This window comes from Enterobacter sp. 725m/11 (genome assembly GCF_011683705.1).
GTDB lineage: Bacteria > Pseudomonadota > Gammaproteobacteria > Enterobacterales > Enterobacteriaceae > Enterobacter > Enterobacter bugandensis.
On record NZ_JAAQOK010000027.1, the window covers coordinates 41571 to 54374 of the forward strand.

At 60.0% G+C, this 12804-nt stretch carries 14 protein-coding genes; 12 read left to right on the forward strand and 2 right to left on the reverse strand.

Annotation, left to right across the window (positions count from 1 at the left end):
• Positions 1 to 4 precede the first annotated feature (4 nt).
• The 10 genes from paaD (at position 5) to paaY (ending at position 9145) form a co-directional block, all read left to right on the forward strand.
• Positions 5 to 502 carry a 1,2-phenylacetyl-CoA epoxidase subunit PaaD gene (paaD, locus tag HBA26_RS13305; RefSeq protein WP_028013029.1) on the forward strand — a complete coding sequence of 166 codons (498 nt, stop codon included), beginning with the start codon at positions 5 to 7 and terminating at the stop codon, positions 500 to 502.
• A gap of 7 nt (positions 503 to 509) precedes the next feature.
• Positions 510 to 1580, forward strand: a complete 1071-nt coding sequence (gene paaE, locus HBA26_RS13310) for a 1,2-phenylacetyl-CoA epoxidase subunit PaaE (protein WP_126346050.1) — start codon at positions 510 to 512, stop codon at positions 1578 to 1580.
• Positions 1577 to 2344, forward strand: coding sequence for a 2,3-dehydroadipyl-CoA hydratase PaaF (paaF, locus tag HBA26_RS13315; RefSeq protein ID WP_048960752.1), 768 nt, complete (start codon positions 1577 to 1579; stop codon positions 2342 to 2344). The genes paaE and paaF overlap by 4 nt, the downstream gene beginning before the upstream one ends.
• Entirely contained in the window at positions 2344 to 3132 is a 789-nt protein-coding gene (gene paaG, locus HBA26_RS13320; RefSeq protein WP_126346051.1) for a 2-(1,2-epoxy-1,2-dihydrophenyl)acetyl-CoA isomerase PaaG, read from the forward strand. The genes paaF and paaG overlap by 1 nt, the downstream gene beginning before the upstream one ends.
• Position 3133: 1 nt before the next feature.
• Positions 3134 to 4558, forward strand: a complete 1425-nt coding sequence (gene paaH / locus HBA26_RS13325; protein WP_047368478.1) for a 3-hydroxyacyl-CoA dehydrogenase PaaH — start codon at positions 3134 to 3136, stop codon at positions 4556 to 4558.
• The gene (gene paaI / locus HBA26_RS13330) at positions 4548 to 4970 is read left to right on the forward strand and encodes a hydroxyphenylacetyl-CoA thioesterase PaaI (protein WP_126346052.1); all 423 of its coding nucleotides are present in this window, start codon (positions 4548 to 4550) and stop codon (positions 4968 to 4970) included. Before paaH ends, paaI begins: the two co-directional genes overlap by 11 nt.
• On the forward strand, positions 4970 to 6175 hold the full coding sequence (pcaF, locus tag HBA26_RS13335; RefSeq protein WP_126346053.1) for a 3-oxoadipyl-CoA thiolase: 1206 nt from the start codon (positions 4970 to 4972) through the stop codon (positions 6173 to 6175). Before paaI ends, pcaF begins: the two co-directional genes overlap by 1 nt.
• A gap of 27 nt (positions 6176 to 6202) precedes the next feature.
• Entirely contained in the window at positions 6203 to 7519 is a 1317-nt protein-coding gene (gene paaK / locus HBA26_RS13340) for a phenylacetate--CoA ligase PaaK (RefSeq protein WP_045261420.1), read from the forward strand.
• 84 nt (positions 7520 to 7603) lie between these two features.
• A complete protein-coding gene (gene paaX, locus HBA26_RS13345) occupies positions 7604 to 8539 on the forward strand; it encodes a phenylacetic acid degradation operon negative regulatory protein PaaX (RefSeq protein ID WP_126346054.1) in 936 nt (311 codons plus the stop codon).
• A 9-nt stretch (positions 8540 to 8548) separates the two neighbouring features.
• Positions 8549 to 9145, forward strand: a complete 597-nt coding sequence (gene paaY, locus HBA26_RS13350) for a phenylacetic acid degradation protein PaaY (protein WP_028013037.1) — start codon at positions 8549 to 8551, stop codon at positions 9143 to 9145.
• Here paaY and HBA26_RS13355 read toward each other — a convergent pair.
• Positions 9054 to 10325: a serine hydrolase domain-containing protein gene (locus tag HBA26_RS13355; RefSeq protein ID WP_126346055.1), complete on the reverse strand. Its 1272-nt coding sequence runs from the start codon at positions 10323 to 10325 to the stop codon at positions 9054 to 9056. The genes paaY and HBA26_RS13355 overlap by 92 nt on opposite strands.
• A 136-nt stretch (positions 10326 to 10461) precedes the next feature.
• Here HBA26_RS13355 and HBA26_RS13360 point away from each other — a divergent pair, with 136 nt between their 5' ends.
• Positions 10462 to 10944, forward strand: a complete 483-nt coding sequence (locus HBA26_RS13360; RefSeq protein ID WP_126346056.1) for a glutathione peroxidase — start codon at positions 10462 to 10464, stop codon at positions 10942 to 10944.
• A 117-nt stretch (positions 10945 to 11061) separates the two neighbouring features.
• On the opposite strand, the gene HBA26_RS13365 is transcribed toward HBA26_RS13360, so the two are convergent.
• Positions 11062 to 11853, reverse strand: coding sequence for a sulfite exporter TauE/SafE family protein (locus tag HBA26_RS13365; protein ID WP_126346057.1), 792 nt, complete (start codon positions 11851 to 11853; stop codon positions 11062 to 11064).
• A 109-nt stretch (positions 11854 to 11962) separates the two neighbouring features.
• Here HBA26_RS13365 and HBA26_RS13370 point away from each other — a divergent pair, with 109 nt between their 5' ends.
• Positions 11963 to 12757, forward strand: a complete 795-nt coding sequence (locus HBA26_RS13370; RefSeq protein WP_126346058.1) for a helix-turn-helix transcriptional regulator — start codon at positions 11963 to 11965, stop codon at positions 12755 to 12757.
• Positions 12758 to 12804 lie beyond the last annotated feature (47 nt).

Consider the following 12804-nt stretch of genomic DNA (forward strand, 5'->3'; position numbering starts at 1 on the left):
CGCTATGCAACGCCTCGTCGACATCGCGCCTGCGCAAATTCCGCAGATCTGGTCGCTGTTAAGCCAGATCCCCGATCCGGAAGTGCCGGTGTTAACCATCACCGATTTAGGCATGGTGCGCAGCGTGAAGGCGCAGGGGGAAGGCTGGGTGATTGGCTTCACGCCCACCTACTCGGGCTGCCCGGCAACGGAACACCTGCTGGGGGCGATCCGCGAGGCGATGACCGCGCACGGCTTCACTCCCGTGCACATCGTGCTCCAGCTTGAACCTGCCTGGACCACCGACTGGATGACCGCCGACGCGCGCGAACGCCTGCGGGCGTACGGCATCAGCCCACCGGTGGGGCATAGCTGCCACGCGCACGCCCCGGCAGAGGTGAGCTGCCCGCGCTGCGCCAGCACCGACACCTCCCTTATCAGTGAATTTGGCTCGACGGCCTGCAAAGCGCTCTACCGCTGCAATACCTGCCGCGAACCCTTCGACTATTTCAAATGTATTTGAGGCTGCCATGACAACGTTTCATTCATTAACAGTGGCAAAAGTGGAACCCGAAACCCGCGACGCGGTAACCATCACCTTCGCGGTGCCGCAGGCGTTGCAGGAGGCCTACCGCTTCCGCCCCGGCCAGCACCTGACCCTGAAAACGACGCTGGGCGAAGACGAGCTGCGCCGCTGCTACTCCATCTGCCGCAGCACCGCGCCGGGTGAGATCAGCGTGGCGGTCAAAGCGATTGAGGGCGGGCGCTTCTCCCGCTATGCCCGGGATGAGATCAAAGCGGGCATGGCGCTGGAGGTGATGGTTCCTCAAGGGCAGTTTGGCTACCAGCCGCAGCCTGAACGTGAAGGCCACTACCTGGCAATTGCCGCAGGCTCCGGGATCACCCCGATGCTGGCGATTATTTCCGCCACGCTTTCGATCGAATCCAACAGCCATTTCACCCTGATCTACGGCAACCGCAGCAGCCAGAGCATGATGTTCCGCCAGGCGCTGGCGGACCTGAAGGACAAATACCCACAGCGGCTGCAGCTGCTTTCCATCTTCAGCCAGGAGCGGCTGGACAGCGACCTGCTCTATGGCCGCATCGACGGGGAAAAGCTGCAGGCGCTGGCGAAGACCCTGATCAACTTCCGCCAGTATGACGAGGCCTTTATCTGCGGCCCGTCGGCGATGATGGACGACGCCGAAGCGACGCTGAAAGCGCTGGGGATGCCGGAAAAATCCATTCACCTTGAGCGCTTTAACACCTCCGGAATCACCGTTAAGCGCGCGGTGCACGTGCAGGCGGAAGGTCAAAAAGTGACCGTGCGCCAGGACGGGCGCGATCGTGAAATCACCCTGACGGCGGACGACGAAAGCATTCTTGATGCCGCCCTGCGGCAGGGAGCGGATCTGCCGTATGCCTGCAAGGGCGGCGTGTGCGCCACCTGCAAATGCAAAGTGCTGCGCGGCAAGGTGGACATGGCAACCAACTACAGCCTGGAGCCGGACGAGCTGGCCGCCGGGTACGTACTGAGCTGTCAGTCGCTGCCGTTAACCGCCGACGTGATTGTCGACTTTGACGCGAAGGGGATGGCATGAGCGAGCTGATTGTTACCCGTCATGGCCGCGTGCTGCAGCTGACGCTGAACCGTCCGGCGGCGCGCAACGCCCTTAACAACGCGCTGCTGGCGCAGCTTGCGGAACAGCTTGAGGCTGCCGCCGTGGATGCCGATATCGCCGTCTGCGTAATTTACGGTAGCGAGCGCTGCTTTGCCGCCGGGGCCGATCTCAACGAAATGGCGGAGAAGGACCTGCCCGCCACCCTGAACGATATCCGCCCGCAGCTATGGGCGCGCATTAACGCGTTTAACAAACCGCTGATTGCCGCCGTGAACGGCTTCGCGCTGGGCGCAGGCTGCGAGCTGGCGTTGCTGTGCGACGTGATCATTGCTGGCGATAACGCCCGTTTCGGCCTGCCGGAAATCACGCTGGGCATCATGCCCGGCGCGGGCGGCACCCAGCGTCTTATCCGCAGCGTCGGTAAATCCCTTGCCAGCAAAATGGTGCTGACCGGCGAGAGCATTACCGCAGAGCAGGCGCTGGGCGCCGGGCTGGTGAGCGATCTCTTCCCGGCGTCTCTGACACTGGAGTACGCCCTGAAGCAGGCGGCGCTGATGGCGCGCCACTCTCCGCTGGCGCTGCAGGCGGCGAAGCAGGCGCTGCGCCAGTCTCAGGAGGTGCCGCTCCAGGCCGGGCTCGCCCAGGAGCGCCAGCTGTTTACGCTGCTTTCCGCCACCGAAGACCGCCGGGAAGGTATCGACGCCTTCTTACAAAAACGCACCCCCGACTTTAAAGGACGCTAATTGTGGAATTTATTCTCAGTCACGTAGAACAGGGCGTAATGACCATTACGCTGAACCGTCCGGAGCGTCTGAACAGCTTTAACGACGTGATGCACCAGCAGCTTGCCGATTGCCTGAAGCAGGCCGAACGCGATGATGCCATCCGCTGCCTGCTGATCACCGGGGCAGGACGCGGGTTCTGCGCCGGTCAGGATCTGAACGACCGTAACGTCGACCCCAACGGCCCGGCGCCGGATCTGGGGATGTCTGTCGAAACCTTCTACAACCCGCTGGTGCGCCGCCTGGCAAAGCTGCCGAAGCCGGTCATCTGCGCGGTTAACGGGGTGGCGGCTGGCGCGGGCGCCACGCTGGCGCTCGGCTGTGACATGGTGATTGCCGCCCGGTCGGCCAACTTCGTGATGGCCTTCAGCAAGCTCGGCCTGGTGCCGGACTGCGGCGGCACGTGGCTGCTGCCGCGCGTGGCCGGACGCGCCCGCGCCATGGGGCTGGCGCTGCTCGGGGACAAACTCAGCGCCGAGCAGGCGCAGGCGTGGGGGATGATCTGGCAGGTGGTGGACGACGACCAGCTCTCCGCCACGGCGCAGCAGATGGCGCTGCACTTTGCCTCGCAGCCGACCTTCGGCCTGGGTCTGATCAAGCTGGCGATCAATGCTGCGGAAACCAACACCCTCGACGCGCAGCTTGACCTGGAGCGCGACTATCAGCGTCTGGCCGGTCGCAGCGACGACTACCGCGAGGGCGTCAGCGCTTTCCTCGCGAAGCGCGCGCCTAACTTTACGGGGAAATAAGATGCTCAACATACGGACTGTCGCCGTGATTGGCAGCGGCACGATGGGCGCGGGGATTGCAGAAGTGGCGGCCAGCCACGGGCATCAGGTGCTGCTCTACGATATTTCCAGCGATGCGATATCCCGCGCTATCGACGGGATCCGCCAGCGTCTGGCCTCCCGGGTGACGCGCGGAAAACTTTCCGCCGATGCCGGGAGCCAGATCCTCGCCCGGCTGCTTCCCGTCACGGATATCGACGCGCTCTCCGCGGCCGAACTGGTGATTGAAGCGGCCTCGGAACGGCTGGAGGTTAAAAAGGCGCTGTTTTCGCAGCTGGCGGAAATCTGCCCGCCGCAGACGGTGCTGACGAGCAATACCTCTTCGATCTCCGTCACGGCGATTGCTGCGGACATCCACCATCCGGAGCGCGTCGCCGGGCTGCACTTCTTCAACCCGGCGCCGGTTATGAAGCTGGTGGAGGTGGTCAGCGGGCTGGCGACCTCCCCGGAAGTGGCCGACGCGCTGTGCGAGCTGGCGCTGAACTGGGGCAAGCAGCCCGTGCGCTGCCAGTCGACGCCGGGGTTCATCGTCAACCGCGTCGCCCGTCCGTTCTATTCCGAGGCCTGGCGCGCGCTGGAAGAGCAGGTGGCCGCGCCGGAGGTGATTGACGCCGCCCTGCGCGAAGGCGGCGGCTTCCCGATGGGCCCGCTGGAGCTGACCGACATGATTGGTCAGGACGTTAACTTCGCGGTGACCTGCTCGGTATTTAACGCCTTCTGGCAGGAGCGTCGTTTTCTGCCCTCGCTGGTGCAGCAGGAGCTGGTGCTGGCGGGCAGGCTGGGCAAAAAAAGCGGGAAGGGCGTTTATGACTGGCAGGGCGACAGGCCCGGGGTGCGCTGGGCTGATACCGTGAACGACAGCTACAGCCCGATGCGCGTGGAAAAAAGACGTGACGGTGTCACGGAAATTGATGATGTGTACCTGATTGAAACGCAGGGCGAAACCGCGCAGGCCCTGGCGCTGCGGCTTAACGGCCCGGTGGTGGTGGTGGACCGCATCGAGCGCGACGTCGCGGTCATCGCCGCAGCTGCCAGCAACCCGCATACGGCGACGCAAAAGGCCATCCGCTACCTGCAGCAGCAGGGGCTTCGGGTGGTGCAGATTGCCGATTATCCCGGCCTGCTGGTCTGGCGCACGGTGGCGATGATTGCCAACGAAGCGCTGGATGCTCTGCAAAAAGGGGTCGCCAGCGAGAAGGACATCGATACCGCCATGCGCCTGGGCGTCAACTACCCGAGCGGGCCGATCGCCTGGGGCGAGCGTCTGGGCTGGCAGCGCCTGCTGACGCTGCTGGAGAACCTGCAGCGTCATTATGGCGAAGAACGCTATCGCCCCTGTTCCCTTCTGCGCCAGCGCGCGCTTCTGGAGAGTAGCTATGAGTCATAACGCCTGGCACAACGCCCGCGCCATGTACGAACGGGACACCTGCGCGCAGGCGATGGGGATGGACATTGTCGATATGGACGACGGCTACGCGGTGGTGTCCATGACCATCACCCCGCAGATGCTCAACGGCCACCAAACCTGCCACGGCGGACAGCTGTTTTCGCTGGCAGACACCGCCTTTGCCTACGCCTGCAACAGTCAGGGGCTGGCGGCGGTGGCCTCCGGCTGTTCGATTGATTTTCTGCGTCCGGGCTTTGCCGGGGACACGCTCACCGCCACCGCGCGGGTGAAACATCAGGGCAGGCTGACCGGCGTGTACGACATTGAAATTCAGAACCAGCAACAGAAAACCGTCGCCCTTTTTCGCGGAAAATCTCACCGCATCGGCGGCAATGTGACAGGAGAGGCCTGATGCGTGACGCATTTATTTGTGATGGCGTTCGAACCCCGGTGGGGCGCTATGGCGGGGCGCTTTCCGCCGTTCGGACTGACGATCTCGGTGCCGTGCCGCTCCGCGCGCTGCTGGCACGCTATCCGCAGCTCGATCTGGAGCGGATTGACGACGTGATCTTCGGCTGCGCGAACCAGGCGGGTGAAGATAACCGCAACGTGGCGCGTATGTCGTCGCTGCTGGCCGGGCTGCCGCAGACGGTGTCCGGAACCACCATTAACCGCCTGTGCGGGTCGGGGCTGGATGCGATTGGTTTTGCCGCACGCGCCATTAAGGCGGGCGACGGCGACCTGCTGATTGCGGGCGGCGTGGAGTCCATGTCCCGCGCGCCGTTTGTGATGGGCAAAGCCACCGCCGCGTTCCAGCGACAGGCGGAGATCTTTGATACCACCATCGGCTGGCGATTTGTGAATCCGCTCATGCATCAGCAATTCGGAACTGACAGCATGCCGGAAACGGCAGAGAATGTAGCGGAATTGTTAAATATCAGCCGTGCCGATCAGGACGCGTTCGCGCTGCGCAGCCAGCAGCGTACCGCGCAGGCGCAGCAGAACGGCATTCTGGCGCAGGAGATTGTGTCGGTGCAGGTGCCGGGGAAAAAAGGGGCGGTCAACGAGTTCAGCGAGGATGAACATCCCCGCGCGGACACCACGCTTGAGCAGCTTGCCGGGCTAAAAACGCCGTTCCGCAGGAACGGGGTGGTCACGGCGGGAAATGCCTCCGGCGTCAACGACGGCGCAGCGGCGCTGATCGTCGCCAGCGAGCAGATGGCGCTGGCGCAGGGGCTGGTCCCGCGCACGCGGATCGTGGCGATGGCGACGGCAGGCGTGGAGCCACGTCTGATGGGACTCGGCCCGCTACCGGCCACGCGCAAGGTGCTGGAGCGCGCCGGACTCAGCATTAACGAGATGGACGTGATCGAGCTTAACGAAGCTTTCGCCGCGCAGGCGCTGGGCGTGCTGCGTCAGCTGGGATTGCCGGATGATGCCGCACACGTCAACCCGAACGGTGGCGCGATAGCGATTGGTCACCCGCTGGGGATGAGCGGCGCCAGGCTGGCGCTGGCCGCGAGTAATGAACTGCACCGACGCGGCGGGCGCTACGCGCTGTGTACGATGTGCATCGGTGTGGGTCAGGGCATTGCCATGATCCTTGAGCGTGTTTGAGCATAAAAACAATGTGAGTACCCTGCGATGACAAATACAACAAAGCTTGATCCGATCGAAACTGCGTCCCTTGACGAACTGCAGGCGCTGCAGACCGCGCGTCTGAAATGGACGCTGCACCACGCCTATAACAACGTGCCGATGTACAAACGCAAGTTTGACGCCGCGGGCGTTCACCCTGACGATTTCAACGAGCTGGCGGATATCCGTAAATTCCCGTGCACCACCAAGCAGGACCTGCGGGATAACTACCCGTTTGATACCTTTGCCGTGCCGATGGAGCAGGTGGTGCGCATTCACGCGTCATCCGGCACCACCGGCAAGCCGACGGTTGTCGGCTACACGCAGGGCGACATCGACAACTGGGCCAACCTGGTGGCGCGCTCCCTGCGCGCGGCGGGCGGCAGCGCGAAGGACAAAATTCACGTGGCCTATGGCTATGGCCTGTTTACCGGCGGGCTGGGCGCGCACTACGGCGCCGAGCGTTTGGGGGCGACGGTGATCCCGATGTCCGGCGGCCAGACAGAGAAACAGGCGCAGCTGATCCGTGATTTCCAGCCGGACATGATTATGGTGACGCCATCCTACTGTCTCAACCTGATTGAGGAGCTGGAGCGCCAGATGGGCGGCGACGCCAGCACCTGCTCACTGCGCGTTGGCGTTTTCGGCGCGGAGCCGTGGACGCAGGCCATGCGTCGCGAAATCGAAAAACGCTTAGGCATTACGGCGCTGGATATTTATGGCCTCTCCGAGGTGATGGGGCCGGGCGTGGCGATGGAGTGTATCGAAACCGCCGACGGCCCAACCATCTGGGAAGATCATTTCTACCCGGAGATCGTCAACCCGAACGACGGCACGCCGCTGGATGACGGTCAGCAGGGCGAACTGCTGTTCACCACGCTGACCAAAGAGGCGCTGCCGGTGATCCGCTACCGCACCCGCGACCTGACGCGTCTGCTGCCGGCAACCGCTCGCAGCATGCGCCGTATGGACCGGATCAGCGGCCGCAGCGACGATATGCTGATCATCCGCGGCGTCAACGTTTTCCCGTCGCAGCTGGAAGAGGAGATCGTGAAGTTCGAACACCTTTCTCCGCACTATCAGCTGGAGGTGAATCGTCGTGGGCATCTTGATTCACTTTCCGTGAAGGTGGAGCTGAAAGAGAGCAGCTTAACGCTGACGCACGAACAGCGTTGCCAGGTGTGCCACCAGCTGCGCCACCGCATAAAGTCGATGGTCGGGATTTCCACCGACGTGATGATTGTGAACTGCGGCAGCATCCCGCGCTCGGAGGGGAAAGCCTGCCGGGTGTTTGATCTGCGTAAAGCGGCGGCGAACGGTTAAAACACCTGGCCCTCTCCCCTTTAGGGAGAGGGCCAGGGTGAGGGGCTTATGCTATGATTCATCCAGGACAAAAATAACAAAAGAATGAATCACATGAATAAACTCGACGCCTTTATCCAGCACGCGGTCAGCTCGGTTCCCGTCAGCGGAACGTCACTTATCTCCTCTTTATACGGTGACGCGCTTTCCCACCGCGGCGGCGAGATTTGGCTCGGCAGCCTGGCCGCCTTACTGGAAGGCATGGGATTTGGCGAGCGCTTCGTGCGCACCGCGCTGTTTCGCCTCAACAAAGAGGGCTGGCTGGACGTCTCCCGCATCGGGCGGCGAAGCTTTTACCGCCTGAGCGATAAGGGGCTGCGGCTGACGCGTCGCGCGGAGAATAAGATTTATCGCTCAGAGCTGCCCGCCTGGGACGGCAAATGGCTGCTGCTGCTCTCCGAAGGGCTGGATAAAACTACGCTCGCGGATGTGAAAAAACAGCTCATCTGGCAAGGATTTGGCACGCTGGCACCGAGCCTGATGGCCTCGCCGTCGCAGCATCTGGCGGACGTGCAGTCCCTGCTTCACGATGCCGGCGTGGCGGAAAACGTGATCTTCTTTGAAGCCCACTCGCCGCTGGCGCTCTCCCGCGCCGCGCTGCGTTCGCGGGTGGAAGAGTGCTGGCAGTTAACCGAGCAAAACGCGATGTACGAGTCGTTTATCAACTCGTTCCGCCCGCTCCTGCCGCTGCTGAAGGAGGCCGCGCCGGAGGAGCTGACGCCGGAGCGCTGCTTCCAGATCCAGCTGCTGCTGATTCACTTTTATCGCCGCGTGGTGCTGAAAGACCCACTGTTGCCGGAGGAGTTACTGCCCGCGCACTGGGCGGGGCAAAGCGCCCGACAGCTCTGCATTAATATCTATCAGCGCGTCGCGCCGGGGGCGCTGGCGTTTGTCAGCGAGAAGGGCGAAACCTCCGTGGGTGAACTGCCCGTGCCCGGCACGCTCTACTATCAACGCTTTGGTGGTCTTACAAGCGCATAAGGAGTGAAAATGCCAGTTTATCAAATTGACGGTCTGACGCCGGTGGTACCTGACGAAAGCTATGTTCACCCAACGGCGGTGCTGATTGGCGACGTAATTCTGGGTAAAGGCGTTTATGTTGGTCCTAATGCCAGCCTGCGCGGTGATTTTGGCCGTATCGTGGTAAAAGATGGTGCGAACATTCAGGATAATTGCGTGATGCACGGTTTCCCGGAGCAGGACACGGTGGTGGAGGAAGAGGGGCATATCGGCCACAGCGCCATCCTGCACGGCTGCATCATCCGCCGCAACGCGCTGGTGGGTATGAACGCCGTGGTGATGGACGGGGCAGTGATCGGTGAAAACAGCATCGTCGGCGCGGCGGCGTTCGTGAAGGCGAAAGCGGAGATGCCTGCCAACCACTTGATTATTGGCAGCCCGGCGAAAGCGATTCGCGAGCTGAGCGAGCAGGAGATGGCGTGGAAGCGGCAGGGCACGCGGGAGTATCAGGTGCTGGTGGAGCGCTGCAAGCTAACTATGCACCAGGTTGAGCCGCTGCGCGAGGCTGAGCCTGACCGGAAACGGCTGGCGTTTGACGAGAACTTAAGGCCGAAGTCGGCGATGTAGGGGTAAGGCCGTCTTTTTTCGCCATATCCATCAGTAGCGCGATGCCAATATAGTTGCTCCAGTTAAAGATATTCTGCAGCACCACCACCGCATTGCCTTTCTCTTTGTCATAGCCGATGAAGCTGGAGTAGCCACCGATATAGCCGACCTGATAGGTGATTTTTTCCAGACCGATAAAGTCGGTGGTCCAGGCAATGCCCTGCACCCCGTCGGGGCGTTGAATATCGGTATTTCTGACTTCGTCAAAGACGCTGTCCAGCAAGGGATTGTGGGTCGTAGAGACGTGATAGCAGGCATAGGCCGCCAGATCTTCGGCGTTACTGTAAAGGCTTGCCGCCGCCACCATGTTGTTGGAAAAATGCCAGTCTGGCGTCAGCTGCCCGCGCGGGATGAATTTTGGCTGATCGCCCGCGTGGCCAAGCGCCCGCTGTGGGTATCCTTTGAGCTTCTGGGGCGTAAAGCTGCTGTTAGCCATATGCAGCGGACGGAAAATATAGCGCGAGGCTAAACTCTGAATATCTTCGCCGGTTTTGTGCTTCAGGATATAGCCAATCAGGGCGTAGCCGGTATTGGAGTATTGCGGCGTTTTATTTCTCGGCGCGCGCCAGTTCGCCAGATAACGCAGCACATTATCGCTGTCCAGTTCACCGTAGAAATTATCACCCGTGCCTAAGTAGCGGATGAATTTTCCGAGCATCGGAACATCCATATTTTGGCGCGGAAGGCCGGAGGTGTGGGTTACCAGCTCCAGCAGGGTGATTTTTTGTGCATCCTTACTTAGCGGCGTTCCCGGCGGTAGCAATGTCGCCAGGCTGTCGTTCCAGTTCAGTTGCCCCTCACTCACCAGACAGGCCACCACTTCCGCCGTGATCCCTTTGCTGAGCGAGCCGAGCGCAAACAGGGTATCGGGCCTGACCGGGTAGCGGTTGACCGCATCGGTAACGCCCCAGGTGTAAAACTGAGGCGAGCCGTGATTATGGATTACCGCGACCGTCATTCCTGGAACGGACTTTTGCGCCATGTAGTGGCGCACCACGCTGTCAACGTCGCCATCCAGCGATTCATGGGTGAGGAGTTCCTGGGTACCTTCCGGGGAGGACATTTGCGAGAGCGTGCCACAACCGCTGAGTAATGGGATAGCAAGCAGAAGCCAGCGAATTTTTTTTGTGATGTTCTGCATACCTGATAGCGAGTGTGGTGGTCATTGGCGCGGCGGGAATGTATCACACTTAGCCTGTTTGAATGTAAACTTTCTGTACGGAGGCCGCCGCGTGGGTGGTCATAGCAGCTTTTCGGCCTGCTTTGAGGATTTCAGCATGACACGCTTTCATCAGCTTACCGCCACCCGCCTGGATGGCAGTCTTATCTCAATGGCCGACTATGCGGGGAAGGTGGTTTTGGTCGTCAACACCGCCAGCCAGTGCGGCTTTACGCCCCAGTATGCGGGTCTCGAAGCGCTATACAAGAAATACGCCGAACAAGGGTTAGTGGTGCTGGGCTTCCCCTGCAACCAGTTTGGTAAACAGGAACCCGGCGACGCCGATGAAATCTCAAAGACCTGTTACATTAACTACGGCGTCAGTTTTCCCATGTTCGGGAAAGTTGAGGTCAATGGCGCCGCAGCACATCCGATTTTTCGTTATCTGAAAAGCGAATTGCCTGGCGTGCTGGGTGGGCGGATCAAGTGGAACTTTACCAAGTTCCTGGTCGGACGCGACGGAAAGCCGCTCAAGCGTTTTGCACCGATGACGACGCCAGAGAAAATGGAGGGGGCAATTGTTGCGGCACTGGGAAGGTGAGTGTTTTTGTCGCCAGAGCCATCCATTTGCCGGGTATAGCCGAAATTCATTATGTCCGCTCTGTGCCAGGAGCGGACGTTGGTACAGGTAGCCCAGTAGTCGCCGCGATGGATGGGTTTACTGGAGCAGCATCGCCAGTAGCACCAGGCACAGCAGTATTACATAGATTCGCGCGTGCCATATGTCAGGTAAAGCAGGTATAACCCGACGGCTAAAAACTATTCCAGCCCAGCCCGTCAGTACCAACAGGCCTAAAATTTTCAGGCTGATAAAACCGAGAAATCCACTCACCGGAATATTTTGCCAACCAATGACTGCATACGTCACGGCACCACACAGCGCGACAGGCAGAGAAAGCGGGTTAGAAGCGCTAATACATTCACCCATCGCATAGCCGTGTCGCCGTAATAATGGCACTGTCATCACGCTGCCACCCACGCCCAGCAATGCGGCTATCATGCCGATGATCACTCCGCCGCCCGTTACCACAGAAAGTGACAAGCGACGCGGGGAACTGCGGCTAAAAAAACCTTTGCGCAACAAACAATCGCCAATGGTTACCAGCATATAAAGAATGAACAGTGCGCGAACAATATTCTCGCTGAAGACTCCCGCCAGACAGGAACCCACGACAGCCCCGATGGCGATAAACCATAATAATGGGAACAATGTCTGCGCTGAAAGTTTGCCGGCGCGCCAGTTTCGGTAGCTGACCCAGCCCGCGTTAAATATCATCACCGCCGTTGAGGTAGCAACCGCGATATGCATGGCGTTTCCTGCCAGCTCAGACTGCCGCAGCATCAGTTGATAAACAAATGGCACCACGACAAAACCGCCCCCAAAACCAAAGAGCACCGTGGTGATACCGGTAGTAAAGCCTGCCAGTGCAATAATTGCGATATCGTTCAAAAGAATATCCCCGACCTGAAAATGAGCGAGCAGCTTATACCGGTAGCATCCTGCTTCCCATTTGCGCAGCGCTCAATTACCTTTGTAAATCGTTCAGACGGAGACCGGTGTGCGCAACGTAAAAATTGAAGATGTCGATAAGCTCGATCGTGAAGTGGTGGCGTTAGGCAATGACTATGCGCAGGGATTTATACTGCCACAACACCAACATCGCCGCGCGCAGCTGCTGTATGGCGCAACGGGTCTCATGTACGTCTCAACCTGTAACGGAGAGTGGGTTGTTCCCCCACAACATGCAGTATGGATCCCACCCGAAACCCCTCACGCTGTCCGGTTTGTAGGTGTGACCACGCGTAGCTTATATATTGAACCAACATGCGTGACGGGATCGATTAAGTATCGACACTGTAAGGTGATCAGCGTATCGCCATTGTTACGTCAGTTGTTGCTTGATGCTGTGGATTTGCCGCTGATGTATGACAGCGCACGCGACCGTGCACTGGTAAATCTGCTGTTACTGGAACTGGCGGAAATGCCGGTTCGCGAATTCGATATTCCGCTGCCACAACATCCGGCTCTGTTGGCTCTTTGTCAGGCGTTTTTACTTAACCCCTCAATCCATGATCCTGCTGAGCGCTGGGCCAGTACGCTGTTTATGAGCGCCAGTACCTTTCGTCGACTTTTCTTACGGCAAACCGGCATGTCATTTTCTGCATGGCGACAGCGAGCCTGTGTCGTCAGTGCGCTGACGTTGCTGATAACAGGTAAACCGGTGAATGAAGTGGCACTCACTCTCGGATACGACAATGCATCATCTTTCTCCACGATGTTCCGCCGTGTCACGGGACAGCCGCCTTCGTATTATCGGCTTGATTTCAAAAGCTTCACAGGGCACCGTTCATAACATCAGTTATGTGACCACAGCGGACGTTCTGAGCTGTGTTAGCGTTA

What these genes read in the sequence shown, in the direction of transcription:
- paaD (WP_028013029.1), top strand. Translation starts at nt 5, where the DNA reads ATGCAACGCCTCGTCGACATCGCGCCTGCGCAAATTCCGCAGATCTGG.
- paaE (WP_126346050.1), top strand. Translation starts at nt 510, where the DNA reads ATGACAACGTTTCATTCATTAACAGTGGCAAAAGTGGAACCCGAAACC.
- paaF (WP_048960752.1), top strand. Translation starts at nt 1,577, where the DNA reads ATGAGCGAGCTGATTGTTACCCGTCATGGCCGCGTGCTGCAGCTGACG.
- paaH (WP_047368478.1), top strand. Translation starts at nt 3,134, where the DNA reads ATGCTCAACATACGGACTGTCGCCGTGATTGGCAGCGGCACGATGGGC.
- paaI (WP_126346052.1), top strand. Translation starts at nt 4,548, where the DNA reads ATGAGTCATAACGCCTGGCACAACGCCCGCGCCATGTACGAACGGGAC.
- pcaF (WP_126346053.1), top strand. Translation starts at nt 4,970, where the DNA reads ATGCGTGACGCATTTATTTGTGATGGCGTTCGAACCCCGGTGGGGCGC.
- paaK (WP_045261420.1), top strand. Translation starts at nt 6,203, where the DNA reads ATGACAAATACAACAAAGCTTGATCCGATCGAAACTGCGTCCCTTGAC.
- paaX (WP_126346054.1), top strand. Translation starts at nt 7,604, where the DNA reads ATGAATCACATGAATAAACTCGACGCCTTTATCCAGCACGCGGTCAGC.
- paaY (WP_028013037.1), top strand. Translation starts at nt 8,549, where the DNA reads ATGCCAGTTTATCAAATTGACGGTCTGACGCCGGTGGTACCTGACGAA.
- HBA26_RS13355 (WP_126346055.1), bottom strand. Translation starts at nt 10,325, where the DNA reads ATGCAGAACATCACAAAAAAAATTCGCTGGCTTCTGCTTGCTATCCCA.
- HBA26_RS13360 (WP_126346056.1), top strand. Translation starts at nt 10,462, where the DNA reads ATGACACGCTTTCATCAGCTTACCGCCACCCGCCTGGATGGCAGTCTT.